26 protein-coding genes and 1 pseudogene are annotated in these 24,334 nt (G+C 73.0%); 13 read left to right on the plus strand and 14 right to left on the minus strand.

Translation table 11 applies throughout. The features are described 5' to 3' along the window. Positions 1–175 precede the first annotated feature (175 nt). The 3 genes from BM242_RS06985 to BM242_RS06995 form a co-directional block, all read right to left on the minus strand. Positions 176–1,243, minus strand: coding sequence for a 2-oxoglutarate and iron-dependent oxygenase domain-containing protein (locus tag BM242_RS06985; protein ID WP_093837763.1), 1,068 nt, complete (start codon positions 1,241–1,243; stop codon positions 176–178). Positions 1,244–1,459: 216 nt separating this feature from the next. After that, positions 1,460–2,140 carry a response regulator gene (locus tag BM242_RS06990; protein ID WP_093837764.1) on the minus strand — a complete coding sequence of 227 codons (681 nt, stop codon included), beginning with the start codon at positions 2,138–2,140 and terminating at the stop codon, positions 1,460–1,462. Continuing rightward, the gene (locus tag BM242_RS06995) at positions 2,137–3,411 is read right to left on the minus strand and encodes a sensor histidine kinase (protein ID WP_093837765.1); all 1,275 of its coding nucleotides are present in this window, start codon (positions 3,409–3,411) and stop codon (positions 2,137–2,139) included. Before BM242_RS06995 ends, BM242_RS06990 begins: the two co-directional genes overlap by 4 nt. Before the next feature lie 117 nt (positions 3,412–3,528). Between BM242_RS06995 and BM242_RS07000 the strand changes: the two genes are divergently transcribed. After that, positions 3,529–3,945, plus strand: a complete 417-nt coding sequence (locus tag BM242_RS07000; protein ID WP_093837766.1) for an ankyrin repeat domain-containing protein — start codon at positions 3,529–3,531, stop codon at positions 3,943–3,945. Positions 3,946–3,982: 37 nt separating this feature from the next. Here the strand turns inward: BM242_RS07000 and BM242_RS07005 are convergent, their stop codons facing one another. After that, on the minus strand, positions 3,983–5,056 hold the full coding sequence (locus tag BM242_RS07005) for a DMT family transporter (RefSeq protein ID WP_093837767.1): 1,074 nt from the start codon (positions 5,054–5,056) through the stop codon (positions 3,983–3,985). On the opposite strand from BM242_RS07005, the gene BM242_RS07010 reads away from it, so the two are divergent. The 7 genes and pseudogenes from BM242_RS07010 to pdxR form a co-directional block, all read left to right on the plus strand. After that, positions 5,055–6,506, plus strand: coding sequence for an aminotransferase-like domain-containing protein (locus tag BM242_RS07010; protein WP_093837768.1), 1,452 nt, complete (start codon positions 5,055–5,057; stop codon positions 6,504–6,506). The genes BM242_RS07005 and BM242_RS07010 overlap by 2 nt on opposite strands. 338 nt (positions 6,507–6,844) lie before the next feature. Then, positions 6,845–7,264 (plus strand): helix-turn-helix domain-containing protein, encoded by a 420-nt coding sequence (locus tag BM242_RS07015; protein WP_093837769.1) that lies wholly within the window; start codon positions 6,845–6,847, stop codon positions 7,262–7,264. 24 nt (positions 7,265–7,288) lie between these two features. Next, a complete protein-coding gene (locus tag BM242_RS07020) occupies positions 7,289–7,744 on the plus strand; it encodes a hypothetical protein (protein WP_093837770.1) in 456 nt (151 codons plus the stop codon). A 121-nt stretch (positions 7,745–7,865) separates the two neighbouring features. Next, on the plus strand, positions 7,866–8,198 hold the full coding sequence (locus BM242_RS07025) for a DUF2516 family protein (protein WP_093837868.1): 333 nt from the start codon (positions 7,866–7,868) through the stop codon (positions 8,196–8,198). 129 nt (positions 8,199–8,327) lie between these two features. Next, the gene (locus BM242_RS07030; protein WP_093837771.1) at positions 8,328–8,951 is read left to right on the plus strand and encodes a DUF47 domain-containing protein; all 624 of its coding nucleotides are present in this window, start codon (positions 8,328–8,330) and stop codon (positions 8,949–8,951) included. A gap of 4 nt (positions 8,952–8,955) precedes the next feature. Beyond that, positions 8,956–9,954 carry an inorganic phosphate transporter gene (locus tag BM242_RS07035; RefSeq protein WP_093837772.1) on the plus strand — a complete coding sequence of 333 codons (999 nt, stop codon included), beginning with the start codon at positions 8,956–8,958 and terminating at the stop codon, positions 9,952–9,954. A gap of 233 nt (positions 9,955–10,187) precedes the next feature. Continuing rightward, positions 10,188–11,570, plus strand: a pseudogene (pdxR, locus tag BM242_RS31110) (MocR-like pyridoxine biosynthesis transcription factor PdxR); the annotation flags it as partial. Positions 11,571–11,665: 95 nt separating this feature from the next. On the opposite strand, the gene BM242_RS31115 reads toward pdxR, so the two are convergent. After that, a complete protein-coding gene (locus tag BM242_RS31115) occupies positions 11,666–12,298 on the minus strand; it encodes a B3/B4 domain-containing protein (RefSeq protein ID WP_425443818.1) in 633 nt (210 codons plus the stop codon). Here BM242_RS31115 and BM242_RS29815 point away from each other — a divergent pair. Continuing rightward, on the plus strand, positions 12,240–12,422 hold the full coding sequence (locus BM242_RS29815; protein WP_217652391.1) for a hypothetical protein: 183 nt from the start codon (positions 12,240–12,242) through the stop codon (positions 12,420–12,422). The two genes, BM242_RS31115 and BM242_RS29815, sit on opposite strands and share 59 nt — an antisense overlap. Positions 12,423–12,595: 173 nt before the next feature. Here BM242_RS29815 and pstB read toward each other — a convergent pair whose 3' ends face one another. The 4 genes from pstB to pstS form a co-directional block, all read right to left on the minus strand. Next, complete coding sequence (gene pstB, locus BM242_RS07050; protein ID WP_093837774.1) at positions 12,596–13,375, minus strand: phosphate ABC transporter ATP-binding protein PstB; 780 nt, start codon at positions 13,373–13,375, stop codon at positions 12,596–12,598. Between the two features lie 74 nt (positions 13,376–13,449). Beyond that, a complete protein-coding gene (gene pstA / locus BM242_RS07055) occupies positions 13,450–14,475 on the minus strand; it encodes a phosphate ABC transporter permease PstA (protein ID WP_093837869.1) in 1,026 nt (341 codons plus the stop codon). Positions 14,476–14,741: 266 nt separating this feature from the next. After that, complete coding sequence (gene pstC, locus BM242_RS07060; protein ID WP_093837775.1) at positions 14,742–15,698, minus strand: phosphate ABC transporter permease subunit PstC; 957 nt, start codon at positions 15,696–15,698, stop codon at positions 14,742–14,744. A 67-nt stretch (positions 15,699–15,765) separates the two neighbouring features. After that, positions 15,766–16,890, minus strand: a complete 1,125-nt coding sequence (gene pstS / locus BM242_RS07065) for a phosphate ABC transporter substrate-binding protein PstS (RefSeq protein WP_093837776.1) — start codon at positions 16,888–16,890, stop codon at positions 15,766–15,768. Between the two features lie 355 nt (positions 16,891–17,245). On the opposite strand from pstS, the gene BM242_RS07070 reads away from it, so the two are divergent. Beyond that, on the plus strand, positions 17,246–17,584 hold the full coding sequence (locus BM242_RS07070; protein ID WP_093837777.1) for a metal-sensitive transcriptional regulator: 339 nt from the start codon (positions 17,246–17,248) through the stop codon (positions 17,582–17,584). A 51-nt stretch (positions 17,585–17,635) separates the two neighbouring features. Here the strand turns inward: BM242_RS07070 and BM242_RS07075 are convergent, their stop codons facing one another. Continuing rightward, entirely contained in the window at positions 17,636–18,430 is a 795-nt protein-coding gene (locus BM242_RS07075) for an SCO4651 family lipoprotein (protein WP_245833875.1), read from the minus strand. Positions 18,431–18,675: 245 nt separating this feature from the next. Here BM242_RS07075 and BM242_RS07080 point away from each other — a divergent pair, with 245 nt between their 5' ends. Then, positions 18,676–18,987, plus strand: a complete 312-nt coding sequence (locus BM242_RS07080; RefSeq protein ID WP_093837778.1) for a hypothetical protein — start codon at positions 18,676–18,678, stop codon at positions 18,985–18,987. A gap of 8 nt (positions 18,988–18,995) precedes the next feature. On the opposite strand, the gene BM242_RS07085 is transcribed toward BM242_RS07080, so the two are convergent. Together BM242_RS07085 and BM242_RS07090 are read right to left on the minus strand one after the other, a co-directional pair. Continuing rightward, positions 18,996–19,670, minus strand: a complete 675-nt coding sequence (locus tag BM242_RS07085) for a phosphatase PAP2 family protein (RefSeq protein WP_093837779.1) — start codon at positions 19,668–19,670, stop codon at positions 18,996–18,998. A gap of 172 nt (positions 19,671–19,842) precedes the next feature. Beyond that, the gene (locus BM242_RS07090; RefSeq protein WP_093837780.1) at positions 19,843–20,838 is read right to left on the minus strand and encodes a C40 family peptidase; all 996 of its coding nucleotides are present in this window, start codon (positions 20,836–20,838) and stop codon (positions 19,843–19,845) included. Positions 20,839–21,232: 394 nt separating this feature from the next. Here BM242_RS07090 and BM242_RS07095 point away from each other — a divergent pair, with 394 nt between their 5' ends. Next, complete coding sequence (locus BM242_RS07095; RefSeq protein WP_093837781.1) at positions 21,233–21,541, plus strand: hypothetical protein; 309 nt, start codon at positions 21,233–21,235, stop codon at positions 21,539–21,541. Here the strand turns inward: BM242_RS07095 and BM242_RS07100 are convergent. Next, entirely contained in the window at positions 21,538–22,674 is a 1,137-nt protein-coding gene (locus tag BM242_RS07100; RefSeq protein WP_175541296.1) for a PQQ-dependent sugar dehydrogenase, read from the minus strand. The two genes, BM242_RS07095 and BM242_RS07100, sit on opposite strands and share 4 nt — an antisense overlap. 528 nt (positions 22,675–23,202) lie before the next feature. Between BM242_RS07100 and BM242_RS07115 the strand changes: the two genes are divergently transcribed. Further along, the gene (locus BM242_RS07115) at positions 23,203–23,802 is read left to right on the plus strand and encodes a hypothetical protein (RefSeq protein WP_093837785.1); all 600 of its coding nucleotides are present in this window, start codon (positions 23,203–23,205) and stop codon (positions 23,800–23,802) included. 94 nt (positions 23,803–23,896) lie between these two features. Here BM242_RS07115 and BM242_RS28825 read toward each other — a convergent pair whose 3' ends face one another. Next, positions 23,897–24,247: a hypothetical protein gene (locus BM242_RS28825; RefSeq protein WP_139238282.1), complete on the minus strand. Its 351-nt coding sequence runs from the start codon at positions 24,245–24,247 to the stop codon at positions 23,897–23,899. Between the last annotated feature and the right edge of the window lie 87 nt (positions 24,248–24,334).

Consider the following 24,334-nt stretch of genomic DNA (forward strand, 5'->3'; position numbering starts at 1 on the left):
GTCCGGGCGTACCACGCCGGTGGTACACCGGGGCGCGGCGGCCGTCCTCCGGGAGGAGACCGGCGGCGGGCGCCCTCGGGGACATCCCGGAGCCGGGGCAGGAGGCAGAACGGGAGGAACGCCGGGTGGGCCGCCCGGCTGGAGCGGCCCACCCGGCGTCCGGCCGGGGAAGGGATCAGCAGACTTCGAAGGCGGGCCGGCCCGCCGTGTACCGCAGATCGTCGAGCACGGCCAGGCGCTCCTCCGCGATGATCCGGCGGGTGGTGCCCCGGTCCGGATGGCGCCTGGCGAACAGGTGTGTGAAGTGGGAGCCGTAGTGCAGAAACGGCGGGGAAGCGGCGCCGCCGGTGGCAGTGGCGGCGGCGGTGCCCAGCGGTCTCAGGCAGGCCGCGAAGTTGGGCTCGTGGAAGTAGTCCAGGACGATCCGCCCGGCCGCCCGGGGCAGCATCCGGTACGGGGTGGCCGGCAGGGTGCCGTGGGTGAGGTACTGCATCAGGTCGCCGGGCAGCACGGTCAGAGTGCGGGGACCGGGACCGGGCTCCGGATCGACCTCGGTCCAGGGCGGCTCGTCCTCGTACATGCCGGTGGTGGACTCCTCCGCCAGCCAGTTGCGGTACCGCTTCTCACCCCTGACCGGCGGCCGGACGGCCAGCCCGCCCGGCCGCTGCTGGGCGGTGAGCATCAGCAGCCCGTGGCCGGTGCGGGCGCCGGTGCCGGCCGGGGGGTGGCGGACCAGCCGGGCGTGGTGCCAGCCGTCGAAGGTGCACGAGGTCAGCTCCTCCCCGTCGGCCGTGCCGAGGCCGAGCGCGGCCAGCTTCAGCAGCCGGTCGCCCAGCGAGCCCAGCACCGCCAGGCAGGCGTTCACGGCCCGGCGGTGTTCCGGATCGGCCGGCCAGGGCACCGGGCCGTGGCAGGGCCAGCGGGCCAGCACGCGGGCATCGTCCAGCGGCACGTCCTTGCAGACGGTGAAGGACTCGGGCAGGGCTTCGGCGGCGGTGGTGGCGGCGGCATAGCCACTGTAGGAGAGGTCGCTGACACAGCGGTTCTTGACGGACTCCGGCAGGGCGAAGAAGCGCCGGCCGGCCGCCAGGGCGTCCCGCACCGCGGTCTGCCGGCCGGCGGGGAGCACGATCTGGAAGACGCCGTCCACCCGCCAGGCGCGGATCATCGCGCGGCCCAGCCGGCTGTCGTACCCGGTGCCGGTCACCAGCTCCGGCACCCGGAACGTCTGAAGCAGCGTCATATGGCCGTCCCCACTCCCGCATTGCGTCCCCCTCACTGTGATGGAGGACGGCCCCGGGGAGTTCCAGAGCGGGGCGCGGGCCCTGCGGCGAACGGCCGTGCTGTGCGCCGAACGGACCGGCGAGCGGGCGGCCGGAGGCGCCCCGCGACGGGCCGCCGAACAGCCGCCACCATGTCGAACGCGGGCATGTACCCGGACCACAAAGGCGCTCCGGGGTCAGGAGCCGTCGCCCAGCCAGCCGGGGGTGACCATCCCGGTCTCATAGGCGACGATCACCAGCTGGGCCCGGTCCCGGACGTCCAGCTTGGTCATGATCCGGCTCACATGCGTCTTGGAGGTGGCCGGCGAGACGACCAGCCGCCGGGCGATCTCGTCATTGCTGAGCCCCTCCCCGACCAGCACCAGCACCTCCCGCTCGCGCTCGGTCAGCGCGTTCAGCCGGGTGCGGCGGGCCGGATCCGGCCGCCGCGCCCGCCCGGCGAACTCGGCGATCAGCCGCCGGGTGACGGCCGGTGCGATCAGGGCGTCGCCGCGCGCGCAGACCCGGATGCCGTGCAGCAGTTCCGCCGGGTCGGTGTCCTTCAGCAGAAAGCCGGAGGCCCCGGCGCGCAGCGCCCCGTAGACATAGTCGTCCAGGTCGAAGGTGGTCAGGATGACCACCCGCACGCCGTCCAGCCGGGGGTCGCCGGTGATGTCCCGGGTGGCCTCCAGGCCGTCCGTCCCGGGCATCCGGATGTCCATCAGCACCACGTCCGGCCGCAGTTCGCGGGCCAGCCGGACGGCCTGGCCGCCGTCCCCGGCCTCGCCGGCCACCTCGATGCCGTCCTCGTACTCCAGGATCGAGCGGAACCCGGCCCGGACCAGCTTCTGGTCGTCCGCGAGCAGTACCCGGATCACGTCGTTGTTCCCTCGTCCCTTCCGGGCGGCCGGGCCGGGCCGGACCCGTCCCGCGCCGCCAGCGGCAGCCGGGCGGTGACCCGGAAGCCCGTACCGGTGTTCCCCGCGGCCAGCTCGCCGCCCAGCGCCCGGGCACGTTCGGCCATGCCGGCGATGCCGCTGCCCGCCTGCCCGGCGCCGCCGTCCCCGCCGGTGCCGTCCCGGCCGGCGGCGGTGCCCCGGCCGTTGTCCTCGATCAGCAGCCGCAGTTCGCCGGGCGCGTAGCCGATGCTGATCCGGGCCCGGTCGGCGCCCGAGTGCCGGGTGATGTTGGTCAGCGACTCCTGCACGATCCGGTACCCGGCGAGCGAGATCTGCGGCGGCAGGGCACGGACCTCGCCGCTGGACTCCAGCCGGATGTCGAGCCCGCCCGCGCGGGCGCGTTCGGCCAGCTCCGGCACACGCTCCAGCCCGGCGGCCGGTGCGGTGGGCGCGTCCTCGCCGGCCTGCCGCAGCGCGCCCAGGGTGGCGCGCAGTTCGCGCAGCGCGTCCCGGCTGATGTCGCGCACCGACGTCAGCGCGTCCAGCAGTTCGGCCCGGTCGCCGGGGCGCTTGGCGCTGCGGTGCAGGGCGGCCCCGCACTGCACATTGATCAGCGAAATGCTGTGGCCCAGCACATCGTGCAGCTCGCGGGCGATGCGCAGCCGCTCCTCGGTGGCGGACTGGCGGGCGCGCAGGTCCCGTTCCCGCTCGGCGGCGGCGGCCCGCTCGCGTGCCTCGCGCAGATAGGCCTCCCGCACCCGGGCGGCATGCCCGAACGCGATCAGCCCGCCGAACCACCCGAGGAGCAGCACGAAGGACATGTCGTCCACATTGGTCTCGCCACGGGAACGGGTGACGGCCTCGCCGAGCGCCAGCGCGCTCATGGTGAGCGCGGCGAGCACCACGGCCGCCCGCAGCCGCCCCAGGGCCGCCAGGTTGTACAGCGCGAGGGCGTAGAGGACCATCGGCGTGGCGCCGTCCAGCTCGCCCAGCGGGTAGTAGACCGCCATCACCCCGGTCACCCAGAGGGCGGCGGTGAGCGGCCGGCGGCGGCGGAGGGCGATGGCCGCGCAGCCGGAGGCGGCCAGCAGCACCGCCACGGCCGTCACCCACGGCGGATCCGCGGGACGGCGGGCCAGCGCCAGCGCCGTGTCGAGAACGAAGAAGACCACGGCCGCCGCCGGCACGCGGTCCCGGGACAGGGACACCGGCCCGGGCGGCGGGCGGAGTCGCGTGGGCGTGGCGGCCATGGGAGAAAGAGTACGTAGGCTGACCCGTGCCGCGGGACCGCCGCGGCGGTGCGCACCGGCGGCGCCCGCCGGCGGCGCCCGCCCGCGGCAGTGACCCACAGGACACGGAGGAGACGGATGACCGGCCCGGCACCCGAGAGCAGCGAACCGGCGCACGACCCCGAGGTGCTCCAGCTCGCCTCGAAGGTCTTCGAGCTGGCCCGGCAGGGGGACACCGAGACGGTCGCCGCCTATGTGGACGCGGGGGTGCCGGCCAATCTCGGCAACGACCGCGGCGACACCCTGCTGATGCTGGCGGCGTATCACGGGCACGCGGACACGGTGCGGGCCCTGCTGGACCGCGGCGCCGACGCCGGGCGGGCCAACGACCGGGGGCAGACGCCGCTGGCCGGCGCGGTCTTCAAGGGGCAGACCGAGGTGGTGCGGGCGCTGCTGGAGGCGGGTGCCGATCCGGCGGCCGGGCAGCCCTCGGCCATTGACACCGCCCGCATGTTCGCCCGCCGGGAGCTGCTGGAGCTCTTCGGCGCGGCCTGACGCCGCCCGCCCGGTGCGGCCCCCCCGCCGCGGTGGCTCAGACGCCGGGCCGCGCGCCGGGCGGCTCCGGGGGTTCCCCACGGGCGCCCGCGCGCTGGGTCACGGCGATGCAGACCAGCACCACGGCCGCGGTGGGCAGCGCGGCGGCCGGCAGCCGCTCGCCCAGCAGCAGCACCGCCCAGACCAGGGTGAGCAGCGGCTGGGCCAACTGAATCTGGCTGGCCCGCGCCACCCCGATCAGCGCCATCCCCCGGTACCAGAACACAAATCCGCCGAACTGCGAGACCGCCCCCACATAGGCCAGTCCGAGCAGCGCGGTGGCATCGGGCCGGGCCGGCTCCAGCGGCCAGGCCACCGCGGTGACCAGCAGGCCGGCCGGCAGCGCGGCCACCGCCGCCCAGCCGATCACCTGCCAGCCGGGGAGGTGCCGGGCCAGCCGCCCGCCCTCCGCGTAGCCGGCCGCGCAGAGCAGCAGCGCGGCGGCCAGCAGCAGATCGGCGGCGGTCGGCAGACCGCCGCCCCGGTGCAGTGCGAAGAGGGTGACGGCCGCGCCGCCGGTGACCGCCCCGGCCCAGAACCGCCGGGACTGCCGGTGCGCAAGGCGGGGGCGGTGCGGATGGTGCGGATGGTGCGGGCGGTGCCGGGTGCGCAGTGCCGCCAGCGCGGCGGTGGCCAGCGGCAGCGCGCCGGTCACCACCGCGGAGTGGGCGGTGGAGGCGGTCTGCAGCGCCAGCGTGGTGAGCAGCGGGAAGCCGAGCACACAGCCGGCCGCCACGGTCGCCAGTCCGGGCCAGTGGCGGCGGTCGGGCGGCCGTACCCGGCAGAGCGCCAGGCACAGTCCGGCCAGCAGCGCGGCGATCACCCCGCGCAGTCCGGCGACGGTCCAGGCGCCGAAACCGCCGAGCGCGCCCACCGTCGCCGGAAAGGACAGCGAGAACCCGGCCACGCCGAGCGCGGCGGCGGCGGTCCCCACCCGTCCCGGAGCGTGCCGGGTGCGGTTCTCGCCGCCGCGGCCCGGTGGCGCCCCGGGCCCGGCGCGCCGTGCGGCGGGCCGCTCCGCAGCGGATGGCGCTATCCTTACCCGTCCAGTAGCGCTATCGTTATCTCTCATGAATGATGGTAGCAGTGCCGAGCAGCTGGCCGGTCTGCTGCGGGAATCACTCGGCCGCTACTCGGTCGGGGAAAAGCTGCCGTCCAGCCGCACCCTGCGGGAACGGTACGGAGTCGGCCCGGTGACGGTCAGCCGGGCCATCGCCCTGCTGACCGCCGAGGGCGCGGTGGTCTCCCGGCCCGGCGCAGGGGTGTTCCGCGCGCCGCCGCCCCGGCGCCCCGCGGCCGGGGACCTGTCCTGGCAGGAGGTGGCGCTCGGCGCGCATCCGCGCTCGGCCCCGGCCACCGGGGCCGACGGCATCACCGCCACCCTGGCACCGTCCCCGCCCGGCGTCATCGATCTCAACGGCGGCTATCCCGCGGTCGCCCTCCAGCCCGAGCGCGCACTGGCCGCGGCGCTGGCCCGGGCCGGCCGCCGCCCCGGCACCTGGGGCCGCCCTCCGCTGGAGGGCCTGCCCGAGCTGCGAAGCTGGTTCGCCCGCCGGATCGCCGGACCCGAGGGACCGCTGACCGCCGCCGACGTCCTCATCACCACCGGCGGCCAGGCCGCCCTCACCACGGCGCTGCGTTCCCTGGCGGCGCCCGGCGCCCCCGTTCTGGTGGAGTCCCCCACCTACCCCGGCATCCTGGCCGTGGCCCGCACCGCCGGACTGCGCCCGGTGCCGGTCCCGGTGGACCGCGACGGCCTCCGCACCGATCTGCTGGCCGAGGCGTTCCGCGTCACCGGTGCCCGGCTGCTGGTCTGCCAGCCGCTGTTCCACAACCCCACCGGCGCCGTGCTGTCCCCGGAGCGCCGCGCCGAGACGCTGCGCATCGCCCGGGCCGCCGGCGCGTTCGTGGTGGAGGACGACTTCGCGCGCCGCCTGGCGCACGCCGACGCCCCGCCGCTGCCCGCCCCGCTGGCCGCCCAGGACCCGGACGGCGTGGTGGTCCACATCGCCTCGCTCACCAAGGCGGCATCGCCGAGCCTGCGCGTCGCCGCGCTGGCCGCGCGCGGCCCGGCCATGGAGCGGCTGCGGGCCACCCATGTGGTGGACAGCCTGTTCGTGCCGCGCCCGATCCAGGAGACCGCCCTGGAACTCGTCGCCTCCCCGGCCTGGCGGGCCCATCTGCGGCGGCTCTCGGAAACCCTGCGGCAGCGCCGCGAAATCCTGGCCGCCGCGCTGCGCCGGGAGCTGCCCGGGCTGGTGCCGCCCGTCCCGCCGTACGGGGGTTTCCACCTCTGGCAGCGGCTGCCGGACCACACGGACGACACCGCGCTGGCCGCCGCCGCGCTGCGGGCCGGGGTCGCGGTCACGCCCGGCAGGCCGTACTTCCCGGCCGAGCCCCCGGGCCCGTATCTGCGGCTGAGCATGATCGCCGCGGCGGCGCCGGAACACCTCGGCGAGGGCGCCCGGCTGCTGCGGAGGGCGACCGACACCCTGACCGGTCAAGGGCCTTCCATGTTATGATCATGATGACCGCGCGGGGTACAACAGCTTCCCGGCGAGTGCCCGCCGGTCAGCGTTTCCCAGGCTCCAGGCCCTTTGGCCCGGAGCCTTTTCCCATGGCAGCGCACCCGGCGCACCCGGCGCACCCGGCATCCGCGACCGCTCCGGCGGCATCCCGACATCGACCGCCGGCCCCGGCCGGGCGAGACAGGCCGCATCGCGGAGCGGTCTGCCGGCGCAGCGGACCGAGCGCCCTCACCGCCCCCGGCCCGGTGGCCGGCATCTGGCCTCCGCCCTCGCACCGGGACACTTGCAAGCAGTTGCTTGCAATAGTTAGCAGTAGGTGGCAGGCTTGCCGCATGGTTCCGTTCGATATGCACGGCCTGGGAGAGTTTCTGCGGGAGCAGCGCCGTCAGGCGCGGCTCTCCCTGCGGCAGCTCGCCGAGGCCGCCGATGTGTCGAACCCGTACCTGAGCCAGATCGAGCGCGGGCTGCGCAAGCCGAGCGCGGAGATCCTCCAGCAGATCGCCAAAGGGCTGAGCATCTCCGCCGAGACGCTGTACGTGCGGGCCGGAATTCTCGACGAGAGCGTGCGTGAGGAGCGGGACGGCGAGCTGCCGGGGGTGCGGGATGCCGTGCTCGCCGATCCCGAGCTGGACGATCAGCAGAAGCAGGCGCTGATCCAGATCTACGACGCGTTCCGCCGGGAGAGCGCCGGGGCAGCCGCCGACGGCCCGCCCGCGCGGCCGGAAGCGCCCGATCACGGCCAGGAAGACTGACCGACCCTGGGAGGGGCGAGAGCAATGGCTTTCACCGACGAGATCCGCAAGACCATCACCAGCAGCACCCCGTTCTACGCGGTGGCCGGCGCGACCGACCTGGCCGCGGAGAAGCTGCGTGACCTGCCCGGCAGGCTGACCAAGCTGCGCGAGGAGGCACCCGGGAAGCTGCACAGCTTCCGCGAGGAGGAGCTGCCCAGGCTCCGGGAGCAGGCCCAGCACCTGGCCGGGCAGGGCGTGGACGCGGCCAAGGAGTACGCCGTCAAGGCGCGGGAGACCTACGACGAGCTGGCCGCCCGCGGCCGGACGGCGGTGGTCGAATGGCGCGGCCAGGACAAGCCCGGCGCCGGGCCGGACGGCGCGGGAACCCCCGAGGTCACCGTCGAGCGGATGGACACCGCCGCCGTCACCGATGCCAAGAACGAGGCCGAGGACGAGGCCGGGGCCGCCGGTGACAGGCCCGCGGCCGGGCAGAGCTGACGCCCGCCGGACACGGGAAACGCACGGCTGTGCGGTCGCCGGGAGTACCGAGGCACCGCACAGCCGTTAGCGTGGTAGGGAACTGCCGGGGAAACCGGCCTACGGACAGGTGGTGAACAGCATGCTGCTGGCGGGGTTCAGCACATTGGTGAACCTGATCTTCCTGGCGCTCCTGGTGCTCAGCATCTATGCGCTGGTGCACGCCGCGCTCCAGCGGGAGGACGCCTTCCGGGCGGTGGACAAGCAGACGAAGCCGTTCTGGCTGATCATTCTGGGCGTTTCGGTGGCGGTGCAGCTCTTCCTGCCGGCCATGCTGCTCATTCTCGTCGGGGTCATCGCCACCGTGATCTATCTGGTGGACGTGCGGCCCGCGGTGAGCGGGGTGAGCCGCGGCAGGGGCGGCGGCTGGAGCAGCAGTGACGGCCCGTACGGGCCCTATAACGGAGGGCGGTGAACCGGCCGCCGAGTCCGCAAGGATCACATATCGCTTCGATCAACCCCGCGCCGGGGAGGTTCGTCGTGGCTGGAATGTGCCCGTAGCATCTTCGGGTACGACCATTCGATGAACCGCAGAGGAATTCCAGTGCGCTTTCGCCTGACGCCGCGGGATACGAGCTTTTACGATCTCTTCGCCGCCTCTGCGGACAACATCCTCACCGGGTCGAAGCTGCTGCTGGAGCTGCTGGGCGCGGAACCGGAGTCCCGGCCCGACATCGCCGAGCGGATGCGGGCCGTGGAGCACGCCGGTGACGACGCCACCCACGCGATCTTCCACCAGCTCAATTCCTCGTTCATCACGCCGTTCGACCGCGAGGACATCTACCGGCTGGCCTCCTGCCTGGACGACATCATGGACCACATGGAGGAGGCCGTCGATCTGGTGGTGCTCTACGAGGTGGAGGAGCTGCCCAAGGGCGTGGAGCAGCAGATCGAGGTGCTCGCCCGCGCCGCCGAGCTGACCGCCGAGGCCATGCCGCAGCTGCGCACCATGTCCCACCTCACCGAGTACTGGATCGAGGTGAACCGCCTGGAGAACCAGGCGGACCGGGTCCACCGCAAGCTCCTCGCCCACCTGTTCAACAACGGCGCCTACGACGCCATCGAGATCATGAAGCTCAAGCAGATCGTGGACGTGCTGGAAGAGGCCGCCGACGCCTTCGAGCGGGTGGCGAACACGGTGGAGTCCATCGTGGTCAAGGAGTCCTGACCCCTTGGACGCCCTTGCTCTCGGCGCGGTGACGGTCTGCGCGCTGCTCTTCGCCTACACCAACGGTTTCCGCGATGCCGCCAACGCCATCGCCACCTCGGTCTCCACCCGGGCGCTGACGCCCCGGGTGGCCGTGCTGCTGGCCGCCGTGATGAACCTGGCCGGCGCCTTCCTGGGCAGCGGGGTGGCCCGGACGGTCAGCGAACGCCTGATCGACCCGCCGGACGGCGGCCCGGGCCTGACCGTGCTGTTCGCCGCGCTGGTCGGCGCCCTGGCCTGGAACGCCCTCACCTGGACCCTGCGGCTGCCCTCCTCCTCCACCCAGGCGCTGCTCGGCGGGCTGCTCGGCGCGGCCCTGGCCGGCGCCGCCACCGTGCACTGGGACGGGGTGCTCGACAAGATCGTCCTGCCGATGGTCGTGGCCCCGCTGGTCGGCCTGGTGGCCGGCTACGGGGTGATGGTCGCACTGCTGTGGATCTTCCGCCACGCCACCCCGGTGCGGGCGCAGCGCGGCTTCCGCATGGCGCAGACGGTCTCGGCGGCGGCCATGGCGCTGGGGCACGGCCTCCAGGACGCGCAGAAGTCCATGGGCGTGATCATGATGGCGCTGGTGGTCGCGGAGAGCGAGCCGGCCGGCGGCGCCATCCCGCTGTGGACCACTCTGGCCTGCGCGCTGATGCTGGCACTGGGCACGTACACCGGCGGCTGGCGGATTCTGCGCACGCTGGGCCGGCGGGTCATCGAACTCGATCCGCCGCGCGGCTTCGCCGCCGAGACCACGGCGGCCTCGGTGATGTACACCGCGTCCTACGCGTTCAGCGCCCCGGTCTCCACCACACATGTGATCACCTCGGCGATCGTCGGCGCCGGAGCCACCCGCCGGATATCGGCGGTGCGCTGGGGGGTGGCCAGGAACGTCCTCACCGGCTGGTTCCTCGCCCTGCCCGCCGCGGCGGCCATCGCCGCCCTCGCCTTCTGGCTCACCCGCCTCGCCGTCGGCTGACCCCGCACAGCCGCTCCCGCGCAGACGGCGCGGAGCGTCGCGGCAGCCGCCGCCCGGCCGGCCGCCGCCCGGCCGCCTCGGTGACCGACGCCGGGGAGACGGCGCGGCGGCGTGGCAAGCCACGCGCACCGCACCGCACCGCGCACCGCGCCCACCGCCCCGCGGCCGGGGAAGGCAGAATCGGCGGTGTGGGATCTTCGGAACTGCTGATCAACCTGGACCGGGCCAGCCGGGTGCCGCTGCGGCAGCAGCTGTGCGACGAGATCGCCGCCGCGGTGCAGGCCGGACGGCTGCGGCCCGGCGGCCGGCTGCCCGCCACCCGGGAGCTGGCCGGAGAGCTCGGCGTCTCCCGCACCGTGGTGGTCGGCGCCTACGAGCTGCTGCGCGCCCGGGGTCTGGTCATCGCCCGTCGCGGCTCCGCCACCACCATCGCCCCGCACGCCGCCGACCCGGCCCCGGCCGCCGCGGGTGCGCCGCCGCCCGCACCCCGCACCCCGCTGCTGCCCAAGTCCCCGCTGGCCGGCGGCACCGACGGCGCCGGCGGCCTGATGTGGCGGCCCTGGCCCGCGCCCGGCGCCGCCGGGGACACCGGCCCGGCGATCGACTTCCGGCACGGTACCCCGGCGCTGGCCGAGTTCCCGGTCTCCCGCTGGCAGCACGCCCTGCAGCGGGCGCACACCCGGGCCTCCACCGCCTCCCTGGGCTACGGTCCGGCCGAGGGCTCGGCCGAGCTGCGCGCCCGGATCACCGAGCTGGTGCGGCGCAGCCGCGGCCTGGACGCCCCGCCCGGCCGGGTGGTGGTCACCAGCGGCGCCACCCAGGCCACCGACATCCTGGCCCGGCTGCTGGCCTCCGGCCCCGGCGATGTGATCGTCATCGAGGACCCCGGCCACACCGTGCTGCGGCAGATCTTCGGCTCCTCCCCGGCCGCGGCCGTGGTACCGGTACCCGTGGACCACGAGGGGCTGCGGGTCGCCGAGATCGACGGCCGGGTGCGGGCCGCCGGGCACGATCCCGGCCGGGTCACCCTGGTCTATGTCACCCCGTCCCACCAGTTCCCCACCGGCCATCTGCTCTCCCCCCGGCGGCGGCGCGAGCTGCTGGCCTGGGTGCGGCGGCGCGGCGCGGTGGTGCTGGAGGACGACTACCACAACGAGTTCTCCTTCACCGGTGCCCGGCTGCCCGCGCTGGCCGCCGAGGACCGGCACGGCAATGTGGTCTATGTCGGCAGCTTCAGCAAGACCCTCTTCCCGGCTCTGCGCCTCGGCTACGCCATCCTGCCGGAGCGGCTGGTGCGGCCGTGTCTGGGCGTCAAGTGGATCACCGACCGGCTCAGCCCCACCCTGACCCAGGAGGCGCTGGCCGACTTCATCGCCACCGGCGCCTACGCCCGGCACATCAGCCGGATGTCCCGGCTCTACCGCCGCCGCCGCGGCCATCTGCTGGACACCCTGCGGGACCGCTTCGGCGACCGGGTGCGGATCTCCGGCGAGGCCGCCGGGCTGCATGTGCTGGTCACCTTCACCGGACTGCCCCGGGACCTGGACGAGGAGGCGATCACCGCGCGCGCCGAACGGCACGGGGTGCGGGTGCACCCGGCGGCCGGCTATTACCATGCTGGGCACGCCGCCCGAGCCGTCCTTCCTGATGGGCTACGCGGCGCTGCCCCCGCCCCGGATCACCGAGGGCGTCACCCGGCTGGCCGCCGCACTCACCACCGCCGCCCGCTGACCCGGGTCCACGACGCCGGCCCGGCATCGTCCGAGCCGCCGGCCGGCGCGGCGGGCACGGCGGGCAGCACGGCCCCGCTGCGCCGGTCCGGGTGCAGCACCACGGTGTGCGGCGCCGTCCCGGCCGTCATCCTGGGCGCGAGCACCCGCCGCAGACTCTCCAGCACCTCCGCCACATCCTGCCGTCCGCCGGGATGTGCCGACTCCACGGAAATCATCAGCCGCCGCCGTCCGGGCCGGGTGGCCACCACATCACTCTGCCGCCAGTTCCAGCGCCGGGAGTGGGCCCGGCCCCGCTCGTCCAGAAAGGCGACCTCCCCGGGCTCCGGCCGCTCCGGCGCATCGGGGCTGCCCAGCGGCAGGAACTCCTCCGCACCGCTCGCGGGGGCCAGCCGGAACGCGCCGATGCCGGCGACATCGCAGCAGGCGATGGGCAGCCGCGACGCGAGCGAGTGGGCGTTGCACAGATCCACCAGATCGTTGATGCGCGGCAGCCGCTCGCCCTTGGCCGGGCGCCGCAGCAGGGACTCGGAGGCGCAGGGATAGCGGCCGGGGGTGATCGCCACCGCCCGGTGGGCCTCCCGCCACTCCCTGATCCGGGGCAGCGCGGCCACCCCGGACCGGCCGCGGATGCCCGCGGCCAGCGCTTCGTCCTCGGCGGCGGCCAGCAGCCGCGCCACCTCCGGGTCGCCGGTGCCCACCTCGATCTCCGCCACCCCGAGCAGGCCGATCACATAGTCCGGCACCCGCTGGAACACCGTGTCGTCCACGGTGAAGGTCAGGGCAGCCCTCCGCTGCGTCCTCGTCGTCTGCGTCATCCGGCAAACGCTAGGCAACCCTGCCCCCGCCGCGGAGACCAATCCCGCCCCGCTCCCGCAGACCACTTCCCGGGGCCGGCCCCGGGCCGGGGCTCAGCCGAAGCGGCCGGAGATGTAGTCCTCGGTGGCCTTCTCGCTCGGGTTGGAGAAGATCTTGTCGGTCGCGTCCACTTCGATCAGCCGGCCCGGCTGGCCGACCCCGGCCAGGTTGAAGAACGCCGTGCGCTCCGAGACCCGGGCGGCCTGCTGCATGTTGTGGGTGACGATCACAATGGTGTAGCGCGACTTCATCTGGTCGATCAGGTCCTCGATCGCCAGCGTGGAGATGGGGTCCAGCGCCGAGCAGGGCTCGTCCATCAGCAGCACATCCGGCTCCACCGCCGTGGCGCGGGCGAGGCACAGCCGCTGCTGCTGGCCGCCGGAGAGTCCGGCCCCCGGCTTGTGCAGCCGGTCCTTGACCTCCTTCCAGAGGTTGGCGCCGCGCAGGTTCTTCTCCACGAGGTCGTCGAGCTGGGACCGGCTGTAGCGGATGCCGTTGAGCCGCACCCCGGCGAGCACGTTGTCGTAGATCGACATGGTGGGGAACGGATTGGGCCGCTGGAAGACCATGCCGACCGTGCGGCGCACCTGCACCGGATCGACCCCGGGTCCGTACAGGTTCTCGTTGTCCAGCAGCACCTCGCCCTCGACCCGGCCGCCGGGGGTGACCTCATGCATCCGGTTCAGGGTGCGCAGGAAGGTGGACTTGCCGCAGCCGGACGGCCCGATGAAGGCGGTGACGGACCGCGGCTCGACATGCAAGGTGATGTCCTCGATCGCCTTGTGGCCGCCGTAGTAGGCGTTCAGCCCGTTGACGTCGATGCGCTTGGCCATGGTGGGTGTGTCTCTCTTCTGCAGGGCTTCTGCGGGGCTTGCGCGGGGCTCGGCGGGGGTTGCCCGGTGCAGCCTCAGCGGCCGGTCTTGGGGGCCTTCCAGCGGGCGACGCCGCGGGCGACCAGGTTCAGGATCATGATCAGGACGATCAGCACCAGCGCCGCGGCCCAGGCCCGGTCGTATGCCTCCTCGGTGCCGTAGCCCCACTGCTCGTAGACGAACAGCGGCAGTGAGGACTGCGGCCCCTCAAAGGGATTGGCGTTGATCAGATTGCTGCCGAAGACCAGCAGCAGGATGGGCGCGGTCTCGCCGGCGATCCGGGCGATCGCCAGCATCACCCCGGTGGTGATCCCGCCGATGGCGGTGGGCAGCACCACCTTGAGGATCACCCGCCACTTGGGCACGCCCAGCGCCAGCGCCGCCTCGCGCAGCTCGTTCGGCACCAGCTTGAGCATCTCCTCGGTGGCCCGCACCACGATCGGCATCATCAGGATCGACAGCGCCAGCGCGCCCGCGAAGCCGGAGTAGCCGAAGTCCAGCGCCATGATCCACAGGGTGAGGACGAACAGGCCGGCCACGATCGAGGGGATGCCGGTCATCACATCGACGAAGAAGGTGATCGCCCGGGCCAGGGAGCCGCGCCCGTACTCCACCAGATAGACGGCGGTGAGCAGGCCGATCGGGATGGCGATCAGCGAGGCCAGCGCCACCTGCTGGAGGGTGGCCAGCAGCGCGTGATAGATGCCGCCGCCCTGCTGCCAGCTCAGCACCCCGTTCATGGAGTGGGTGAGGAAATCCCAGCTCACGGTGGGGATGCCACGGGCCACGGTCTCCCAGACCAGGGAGGCCAGCGGCAGCACGGCGACCAGGAAGCTGGTCCAGATCAGCGACAGGGCCAGCTTGTCCACGGCCTGCCGCCGGCCCTCCACCGCGGCGGTCAGCGCGAAATTCGCGGCCACGAAGACCAGCGCGGCGATCAGGCCCCACTGGACCCGGCTGTCCAGGCCCGCCACCAGGCCGACGGCGACGGCGAAGGCCAGGGAGCCGACCGCCAGGCCGAGCGGGGTCCAGCGCGGCAGCCGGGGCCGGCGCAGCCCCATCGTGGGCGGACGCACCGGCGGGGTGATGATCACCCGTTCCTGGTGCTCCTCCACACGGGTCTCGGAGGGCACCTCCGCCGGCCGGGCGGTCTCCGGGTGCACGGGCACGGACTGGCCGGAGACCATGGGCGCCACCGCGGCCAGCTCATGCGCGGCCCGGTCGTGCTCCTGCGCCACCCCGCCGTTCTCGGGGGCCACCTCGGGCGGGCGGGGCGGACCCCCGCGGCGCTCGGGGCCGGGCTCGTTGCGGGTGCGGTCGGTGTCGCTCATGCGGCGGCCCCCGAGTATTCCTTGTGGCGGGCGATGATCAGCCGGGCCGCGCCGTTGACCACCAGGGTCAGCAGGAACAGCACCAGGCCGGAGGCGATGAGGGCGTCCCGGCCCATGGAGCCGGCCTCCTTGAACTGGCTGGCGATGTTCTGCGCGAAGGTCGCGCCGCCGGATTCCAGCAGGCTCAGGTTGATCAGGAAGGCCGGGGAGAGCACCGTGGCCACCGCCATGGTCTCGCCCAGGGCGCGGCCCAGGCCCAGCATGGAGGCGCTGATGACGCCGGAGCGGCCGAAGGGCAGCACCGCCATCCGGACCACCTCCCAGCGGGTGGCGCCGAGCGCCAGCGCGGCCTCCTCATTGGCCTTGGGCGTCTGGAGGAAGACCTCCCGGGTCACGCTGGTGATGATCGGCAGGATCATGATCGCCAGCAGAATGCCCACGGTCATCAGGGAGCGGGCCGGGGAGCCGTCGTAGGACAGCACGCCGGTCCAGCCGAAGAACTGGTCCAGCCATTCGTACAGCCCGGTCAGCCGGGGCACCAGGAACAGCGCGCCCCACAGGCCGTAGATGATGCTGGGCACGGCGGCCAGCAGATCGACGACATAGCCGATCGGGGTGGCCAGTCTGCGCGGTGCGTAGTGCGAGATGAACAGCGCGATGCCGACGGCCACCGGGACCGCCAGCAGCATGGCGATCAGCGAGCTGGCCACCGTGCCGAACAGCAGGACCGCGATGCCGAAGACGGGCGGGTCGGCGTTGGCGTTCCATTCGAAGGTGGTGAGGAAGTTGCCCTCGTTGGCCCGGATGGCGACGACGGCGCGCGCCGTGAGGAAGACGGCGATGGCCGCCATGATCGCCAGCAGGGCGATGCCCGCGCCCTTGGACAGACCGCTGAAGATCCGGTCCCCCGTGCGGCCGGTCGAGGGCGGGGAGGCGGTGGTTGTCGGTGACATTCCTGGATCTCTCGGTCTGGGGAGCGGCAGGCGGCGGCCGGCCGGCGGCGGGAGCCGGGCGCGGCGGTCAGCCCAGGTCGGCGATGCGGTCGCGGACCTGCGTGATGATCTCGTCGGGGATGGCGGCGTAGTCGATCCGCGTGATCTTCTGCTGGCCCTCCTCGCTCGCGATGTAGCGCAGGAAGGCCCGCGTCAGCTCGACGGTCTCCGGGTCGTTGCCCCGGTCGCAGACGATCTCGTAGCTGACCAGCACGATCGGGTAGGCCCGCTCGGCGGTGGTGGTGTAGTCCAGCTCCATGGCCAGGTCGGCGCCGGTGCCGATGACGGTGCCGGAGGCGATGCCGGCGGAGGCGTTCTCCACGGTGGCCGCCACGGGTTCGGCGGCGCCGGTGTCGATGAGCACCGTGTCGATGCCGTTCTGGTGGGCGTAGGAGAGCTCGAAGTAGCTGATCGCGCCCTCGTTCTGCTGCACCATGCCGACCAGCCCCGAGGAGCCGTCGGCGGACTGGCCGCCCTTGCCCCGCCAGTTCTTGTCCGGCTCGTAGGGCCAGGCGTCGGGCGCGGCGCCGTGCAGATAGGAGGTGAAGTTGTCGGTGGTGCCGGAGCCGTCGGAGCGGGAGAACGGGGTGATCCGCGTCTCCGGCAGGTCGGCGTCCGGATTGAGCTCGGCGATGGCCGGGTCGTTCCAGGCGGTGATCTCGGAGTTGAAGATCCGCGCCAGGGTCTCGGCGTCGAGCACCAGGTCCTGCACGCCGGGCAGGTTGTAGCCGATGGCGATCGGCCCGGCCACCATGGGCAGGTGGATGGCCCGGCCGCCGTCCCGGCAGACCGAGCGGGACTGCTCGACCTCGGCGGGGCTCAGCAGCGAGTCGGAGCCGGCGAAGGCGGTGGTGCCCTGGAGGAACTCCTGGATGCCGGCCCCGGAACCGGTGGGCTTGTAGTTCACCTGTGCGTCAGGGCAATTGGCCTGATAGACGTTGACCCATACCTCCATGGCGTTGGCCTGCGCGGTGGAGCCGGAGGCCAGCAGGGTGCCGGGGGGACCGCACTCGATGGTGTCCGACGAGAAGTCGACGGCACCGGGAATCCCGGTGTTGTCGTCGGTGCCGCAGGCAGTGAGGAGCAGGGCGGCGATGGCCGTTGCCGTGCCCAGTGTGCGGGTGCGGCGTACGGTCGCGCGCGAGAGCTTCACTGACGTCCTTCCCACATGTCAGGTGAATCAATGTCCACGTTCAAGGTGAAAAGTAAAGTGAACAAGGCGATCGACCGGCAAGCGTGAGGTGAACGCAGGGTAAATCAAGGGCGGCGATGACATGACGTAGCCCTGCGCGGTGTCGGAGAGTGACGAGCCCCGTCGTCAGCCCCCGCCATCGGCCCTCATCCAGCACGGTAGGCCCGCGCGGCGTGACGCGCCGCTCAGGCGTGCGGGATACTGCCGCGGTGCGGACCGCGGCAGCAGGTCCGGCCGGGACCGACCGGTTTCCGGATGGATTCGGTACTCTATACGGGTTGGGGGTATTTGCGCCCGCAGGCCCAGGGAGGACGTCATGAGCACCGTCCAGCCGACCGTCGGCCCGCTCGACCGTGAGCACGACCCCGAGCACACCCACGGCTACAGCAAGGACAAGGACGCCCATCTCAAGCGGCTGCGGCGGATCGAGGGCCAGGTGCGCGGCCTCCAGCGGATGGTGGAGGAAGACGTCTACTGCATCGACATACTGACCCAGGTGTCGGCCTCGACCAAGGCGCTGCAGTCCTTCGCCCTGCAACTGCTCCAGGAGCATCTGCGGCACTGCGTGGCCGAGGCGGCGGCCGAGGGCGGGCCGGAGGTGGACGCCAGGGTGGAGGAGGCCACCGCGGCCATCGCCCGCATGCTCCGCACCTGAGCCCGGGCGCGCGGACCTCCGCCCGCCGGGTGCCCGCCGACTGCCCGCCGACTACCCGCCCGGGTACGCCACCGCGCCGGTGAAGATGTGCTCGGCCGGCGGCATGTCGATGACCACCGGCGTGCCGAAGTCGTACAGCACGGTGGTGGAGCTCACCTGCACGGGCACGCCCGGCGCCGGCGGCGCGGTGGAGGCGAAGCTGAAGTGGTGCCGGATACGGCGCAGCACCCCGTCGTCGTCGAGATAGGCGTCGAACCGCACCGCGGTGTCGGTGAAGCCGTCCACCGCGGCGGCCAGTTGCTCCCGGCTCTCCCGGTCGTCCGCGGCCCGGGCCGCCTCCGCGATGTCCGTGATCCCGCGGAACCGGCGCAGCGTCTCGCCCTCCACCTCGACCTCGCCCAGGTCGTCCGCGTGCTGCACGCCGCGCAGCAGCTCGGCGGCGGTGATCGGGTCGGTGGCCCCGCCGGTGACCAGATTCCCGTCATGGATGGCGGCCACGTCCAGCCGCACCCATTTGTCCGGCGGAACCCCCTCGCCGCGGTTCTTCAGATACAGCTCGCCCGGCAGGAACAGCTCGGTGACCGGCGGCTGTTCGGCCGCGGACGGATCGGCGGGCAGGGTCACGGCGAGTTCGCCGACCCGGCGGCGGTAGTCGAAGCCGCCCCGGCCGTGAATGGTGATGCGGGTGCCGCCGGAGGCCAGCTCCACGGCGGTGCGGGCCCGGGAGGAGCCGGCCTCGGCCAGCAGATCGGGCACCTGGCGGATCAGCTCCACCGCCTCCCCGGCGGTGCGGGTGTCGGCGGCGGCGCCCACCATGGAGCAGCCCGTCACGGCCAGGCCGAGCACCAGCAGACCGGAGGACGCCAGCAGCCGGGGAGATGCGTTTCTGCGAAACCTCCGGGGGTGGCCGCCGCCCCGCCCGTCCCGTCCGCCGCCGCCCGAGCCTGCCCTTTGCCGACGTCGCGCCCTCATGGCCTGTCGACCCCCAAGCATCTTCGCGTCTCAGTTCACCGCACTCACTGACCCGCTTAACGAAGCCTTCGGACACCCGTCACGGGCTGACCGGGGGCATAGCCCGATACGGTGGTGACGTGCGCAAGGCGACTGGCAGGAGGGCCTGGAAGATACTCCGCGGGGGCCAGGATCCGGCGTCCGGCGCGTCCTCCACGGGGGACGGACCGGCCCTGCCGGACATCCCGGGCCACCGGATCGTCCTGGTCGAGCGCGGCCCGTTCCTCTCGCCGCGCTGCGACTGCGGATGGTACGGCCCGGCCCGCCGCTCCCGGCCGCTGGCCCGCGAGGAGGCCGCCGCCCATCTGGCCGCCCTCCACCCCGCCCCCACCGACATCCCCGCCGACACCCCCGCCGACGAAGGCCGCGGCTCCCCGGCCGGGGACGGCTGACGCACCCGCTAGGCGGCCAGATCCTTGTCCCCGTGCCCACGGAACGGGATACGGAAGGTGCCGGTGCGGAACTGGCCGCCCAGCGGCAGCCGCGACGGCCGGGCGCAGCGCGCGGCGAGCGGCGTCAGCAGCGCCATGGCACCGGGCTGGAGCAGCAACGCCACCGCGGCGCCCAGCGCATAGCCCCCGATCACATCCGTCGGGTAATGCGTGCCGGCCAGCAACTGGGCCGGGCCGGCGGCCAGCGCCAGGCCCAGCGCCCAGCAGGCGGTGCGCCGGTGCACCAGCAGCAGGGCCACCGCGATCGCCATGGCCGCGGCCGTCTGGACGCTGACGAACGAATAGCCGGCCGCCACCGCCTCCGGCCCCGCCGTCACCTGCACGTCCCCGTCCTGCGCTCCGGCCGGGCCGGTACGGGCGACCAGCTCACGCACCGGCAGGGCGGTCAGCGCGGCCAGGCCGCCGGCCAGCGCCGCCCAGAGCCCGCCGGGCAGGGCCGCGGGCCCGGCGGCATCCGCCCGCAGCGCACGGCGGACGGCCAGCGCGCAGATCAGCAGCAGCACCGGGAACAGCGCGAAGCCGGTCAGCGCGGAGAGCACCGGCTGGGCCCAGCCGGGCACCGCCTCACCCAGTCCGCCGACGGCGCGGAGCACGTCGGCATCGGGGCCCGCCATCACGGTCATCCGCGTACTCCTTCCTTTCCCTGGTGCCGCCCGGGAACGGGATCGCTGCCTCCAGTAGAAACCAGAAAACGCCCCGCCGAACAGGGCGCGTTCCGTCGCGGCCCACCTGGGGCCGAGGCGTTACGCAAGAGAGATGCACCCCCGGGCATCCTCACTCACCGCGATGATAGCGTCACCCTGCGACAGGGCGGGTGGCACCGAAGTAGTCGGCCCCGTCGATCGGGTCGAAGCGGATGACCGCACCGGTATAGGGCGCATTGATCATGTAGCCGCCCCCGACGTACAGGCCGACATGGTGGATGGTGCGCGAATTGGACCGGTCGGTGGCGAAGAAGACCAGGTCACCGGGGAGGAGCTCGTCCCGCGAGGGATGCGGCCCGGCGTTCCACTGATCGTTGGCCACCCGGGGTATCTCGATGCCCACGCTGGCATAGGCCGCCTGGGTCAGTCCCGAGCAGTCGAACCGGCCGCCGTCCTCGGGCGTGCCCTCCCCGCCCCAGAGGTACGGCTTGCCGAGATGGTCCTGGGCGAAGTTCACCGCCCCGGCGGCGGCCCGGAGGGGCGGCAGCCGCTCGCCGCCCTGCTCCGCCTCCGCCCGGGCCGCGAAGCTCTGCTCGGCGGAGCGGATGATCCGCACGTAGTTACGGGTCTCCTCGTACGGCGGCACGCCCTGGTACTTGATCACCGCATACGGACCGGCGTTGTACGCGGCGAGCATGTTGTCCACCGGATCGCCCGGCACATCCTTGACATACGAGGCCAGCGAGCAGTCGTAGGAGGCCGCCGACGGAATCGCGTCCTCCGGGTCCCACACATCGGCCACCCCGTCCCCATTGGCGTCCAGGCCGTGCACGGCCCAGGTGCCGGGTATGAACTGCGCTATCCCCTGCGCCTCCGCGTGGCTCTGGGCGTTGGGGTTCCAGCCGCTCTCCTGGTTCAGCTGGGCGGCCAGCAGGGCCGGCGAAAGCGTCTCGCAGAGATTCCCCCAGCGCTGCACCAGCGGGGCGTAGCGGCCGGGCACGGTATGGGCGGCCAGCTGCCCGCCGCCCCTGCCGCCGCCCCCGCCGCCCAGATTCGCGGCGGTGCTGTACACCCCCACGATGAGCAACGCCATGAACAACGCCAGCCCGCCCAGCCCGATCCCGGCCGCCGCCAACCCCTTGCGCATGTCCTCAACGATGCCTCATCCCCACCCTGTTGTCCGCCCCCGGCGGACTCCCCGGCCGCAGCGCCCAGTTCCGCCCACACCGCCTTACCACCACTCGGCGTCCCGTACCGCCCCCAGCCCACGGCAACCGCCAGATCCTGTTCTCGGAGACGTAGCCTGAGCGCCATGCAGAGAATGGCTCACTGGCAGAAGTCCAGCTTTAGCCGGACGGCAACAACTGCATAGAACTGGCCAGCTCGGCGCACGGTCGTGCACTCCTCCGCGAGTCCGGCATACCGGACACGACGCTCACCCGCAACGTCCTGCCGCTACGGGCTCTGGCGGCGCGTCACACTTGCCTCCGGCCCATGGCACAATCCGAGTGAGGCAGCACTGCGGAAGGCGGTGAGCGAGGATGTTTCTGGCAGCAGAGGAAGCCGACATCACCGAGATCATCGGTGGTATCGCACCCGACTGGGGTCCCTTTGCGTCGCTGGGCAGCGAGGCCCGCACGATGGTTCAGGTGATCATGGCGCTGGCCATCATCATCTGCCTGGCGATTGCCATCTGGGGAGCGGCCAAGCAGCGCATCGGCGCAACCGCGCTGCACGACAGCTTCAGCGCCGAGCAGGGCAAGGGGCTTATCGTCGCCGGGCTGACCGGAGTCTTCATCATCGGTTCCCTCGGCACACTCTTCACCATCGTCTACGGCATGGCGATCTAGCTGACAGACAGCTTCAGCAAGCTGGTGCCGCCCCCGCCGGTGGCCAGCACCCAGAGCGTGTCCTCACCGACTGCTGCGGGCGATCGGAGGCCAAGGTACTCGCCGCTCAGCTCGGGCGGTGGATCGGTCGCCACATTGAGCACCACTTGGGGAGTGGCCACCAGCTCTGTGTTGTCCAATGGCACACGCCAGAGGGATCCGTCCGCCATGGAGACCCAGAGACAGCGCTGCGGAGTGTAGGCAAGGCCGCTGGGGACTGCCCCGCCGGTCCAGAGATGGAGCGTTTCTTCCGAACCGGCCAGGGCGAGCACGGCCGAGTCGTCCTCTCCCCGGCCGACCTCCCAGACGTGACCGCCCGCATCGAACGCCAGGCCTTCAACGCTCCCGTGTGTGCCGGCGAGCACCTCTGTGTCGGGCAGTTGAGGGTTCCAGGAAGCGTCGAGAGCATCAGGGGACTTGAGGATCTTCCCGGCGGAGGAATCGCCAAAGTCCCCCACCCCGGCGTACAGCGTTCCGTCCGGCGTCAGGAGCAGTGCGCCACCGACTCGCATGTCGCCCCACGGCAGTCCGGTCAGCCGCCCCGACGTCTCCATCTGCTGACCTTCGGGTTTGCCTTCCTGGTACGCGGAGCGCACCACCCGGCTCTCGGATTCCGTTGTGTAGTACGCGAAGAAGAACGAATTGTCTGCCGCCGCCAGGCCGAGCAGGCCGCCCTCCCCGGCAGCCTGCGAAGCAGCCGTCCCGATCTCGGTGATGTCACCGGTGTCCTGGGCGACTCGGTAGATCTTGCCGGTGGTGCGACTTCCCACCAGGAGATCCCCGCTGGTGGGCAGAACGGTCAGGCCCCAGGGATCGGCGATGTCCGTCAACGGGTGCTCCGCCACCACGGTCGCCGTGCCGGTCGCTGCGGCCGGTTCGAGCTCTTCCTGAGTGGGAACTGGAGCGGGCGTGGTTTCGCCGGGTTCGTTGTCCGGGGGTGGGGTGGTGGTTGTGGGGGGGGAGGAGGTGGTGGCGTCTTCGGTGGGGGCGGGGGTGTCGGATGCGCGGTTGGCGGCGGGGCCGCCCGCGCAGGCGGTGACGGCTGCGCCCAGCAGCAGGGCGACCGCCGCCCGCCGGATGCGTCTGTGCACCATCTCCCGCGCCTCCCCGCTGCCTTGGACCCGGTCCGGCACCTAGCCTGCCACAGCGGTCGCATCCCGCTGCGCGCAGCATGATCCACACAGCATGCGCGGGAGCCCGGCGCCGGTCCGCAGGCTGGACCGGCCGGACAAAGCCGTCGGCGATTCGGGGGAGGCAGTGGTGCGGGGCACCGTCGCTGGGGTATCCGGTCGGCGGCCGGGCCGCCCACGGCAGGTCGCCGCGCTTCTTCCGTGGCCACGGACGCTCCTTCAGCGTGGCCGGGGAGAGCCGGTGCGGTGGGAGGGAGCCGATGGTATGCGTGGGACGGCGGGCACGCGCCGTTGGTGGCCGGGCACGGTGCAGACCTACTGGTGGGGGATGGGGGGCATGGGGACGCTGCTGCTCTTACTGGCCGCCCAGACGGGCGTTGCGCTGTGCTGCGTGCTGCTGGTGAGTGCCAGTTTCCTGTGGTTCGACGGCTCAGGGACGCTGGTCTGGCCGCCTTCATGCTTCTGCCGGTCCTTCTCGGAGTACCGTTCGGCGTGGCCGCCTCGCGTACCTTCGACCGGGCCGTGATGCAGGGTCTGATGATCGGGGCGTCCGCGGGGCTGATCGTTCTGACTGTCCTGGTGATGGGTGTCGCCATGGCCTCCGGCCCGCAGCTTTACCACGCGGCTTTCGGAGAACGCACCGAGGCGGTGGTGACCTCGAACTGGAAGGTCACGTGGTCGTCCAGGGCCTCCGGCCCGACCGTGACGACGGAGAGCAGCCACGAGTACGGGGTGGGCCCGGCGGACTGCGACGGCCAGATCCACTACCGGGTGGAGGAGACCGGTACCGGGCGAGGGCTCGGCTTGATGTACCGCGGCCCCGGGCAGTGCGCGCCGGTGGGGGCCCGGTTGGAGGTGTCGGTGGATCCGTCCGGGCGGGTCGCTACGGTGGCGGCCGACCGGCTGGGGCATGTCGCGCTGCCGGGCATTCTGCTCGGGGGCGGCCTGGCCGGGATGTTCCTGCTCCCGGCCGCAGCGGCGATGGCGGAGCATCGGGCCCGCCCCGCAGCGGTCGCGGAGCATCAGGCCCGGGTGGCGGCCCGGCGGGAATGGAACGGGTGGGCGGAGGACGAGTCCGGCAGGGAGAAGTGAGGGGCCGGAGAGCGGAGCCGGTGCGATGAAAAGGCCCGGCCCTGCGGCAGCAGGGCGCTGAACATGCCGTCGACCCGCTCCTGGCCGGGCGGGGTCACGCGGAAGCGCGCAGCATGATCCGCAGGCCGTGGCCATCGGACAGGTGGACCGCGTAGTCACTGCCGCGGCCGTAGTCACGGCCCGTCACCTGCCAGCCGTGCCGCTCGGCCCTGGCCGCCACCGTGTCCACCGCGGCGGGACCGCCGGGCATGGCGAAGGCCAGGGCCGGGGAAGGGGCGTCATCGCTCAGGTCCAGGGTGATGCCGTCCACGCTCCAGCCATAGGGGTCCGGAGCGGCGCCGAGGGTTTCGAGCAGCCGGCCCCGTGTGGACGCCGGATCCCCGCCGACGTGGACGGAGGCGAGAGTTCCGGCCAGATCGGGCGGCGAGGGGGGCCTTCCCCGCACGGTCGGCGGCCGGGCCGCCCGCGCATGCCACGGCGGGGACCAGGGCCAGCAGCACCGCTGCCGGCAAGAACGTACGACGCGTCGCGC

Origin of the sequence: Streptomyces aidingensis (genome assembly GCF_900112355.1) — a bacterium.
Taxonomy (GTDB): domain Bacteria; phylum Actinomycetota; class Actinomycetes; order Streptomycetales; family Streptomycetaceae; genus Streptomyces; species Streptomyces aidingensis.

Coding starts and splice junctions, on each gene's coding strand:
- BM242_RS06985 (WP_093837763.1), bottom strand. CDS start 1,243: ATGACGCTGCTTCAGACGTTCCGGGTGCCGGAGCTGGTGACCGGCACC.
- BM242_RS06995 (WP_093837765.1), bottom strand. CDS start 3,411: ATGGCCGCCACGCCCACGCGACTCCGCCCGCCGCCCGGGCCGGTGTCC.
- BM242_RS07000 (WP_093837766.1), top strand. CDS start 3,529: ATGACCGGCCCGGCACCCGAGAGCAGCGAACCGGCGCACGACCCCGAG.
- BM242_RS07010 (WP_093837768.1), top strand. CDS start 5,055: ATGAATGATGGTAGCAGTGCCGAGCAGCTGGCCGGTCTGCTGCGGGAA.
- BM242_RS07005 (WP_093837767.1), bottom strand. CDS start 5,056: ATGAGAGATAACGATAGCGCTACTGGACGGGTAAGGATAGCGCCATCC.
- BM242_RS07015 (WP_093837769.1), top strand. CDS start 6,845: ATGGTTCCGTTCGATATGCACGGCCTGGGAGAGTTTCTGCGGGAGCAG.
- BM242_RS07020 (WP_093837770.1), top strand. CDS start 7,289: ATGGCTTTCACCGACGAGATCCGCAAGACCATCACCAGCAGCACCCCG.
- BM242_RS07025 (WP_093837868.1), top strand. CDS start 7,866: ATGCTGCTGGCGGGGTTCAGCACATTGGTGAACCTGATCTTCCTGGCG.
- pstB (WP_093837774.1), bottom strand. CDS start 13,375: ATGGCCAAGCGCATCGACGTCAACGGGCTGAACGCCTACTACGGCGGC.
- pstA (WP_093837869.1), bottom strand. CDS start 14,475: ATGGGGCTGCGCCGGCCCCGGCTGCCGCGCTGGACCCCGCTCGGCCTG.
- pstC (WP_093837775.1), bottom strand. CDS start 15,698: ATGTCACCGACAACCACCGCCTCCCCGCCCTCGACCGGCCGCACGGGG.
- BM242_RS07070 (WP_093837777.1), top strand. CDS start 17,246: ATGAGCACCGTCCAGCCGACCGTCGGCCCGCTCGACCGTGAGCACGAC.
- BM242_RS07085 (WP_093837779.1), bottom strand. CDS start 19,670: ATGACCGTGATGGCGGGCCCCGATGCCGACGTGCTCCGCGCCGTCGGC.
- BM242_RS07090 (WP_093837780.1), bottom strand. CDS start 20,838: ATGCGCAAGGGGTTGGCGGCGGCCGGGATCGGGCTGGGCGGGCTGGCG.
- BM242_RS07095 (WP_093837781.1), top strand. CDS start 21,233: ATGTTTCTGGCAGCAGAGGAAGCCGACATCACCGAGATCATCGGTGGT.
- BM242_RS07100 (WP_175541296.1), bottom strand. CDS start 22,674: ATGGTGCACAGACGCATCCGGCGGGCGGCGGTCGCCCTGCTGCTGGGC.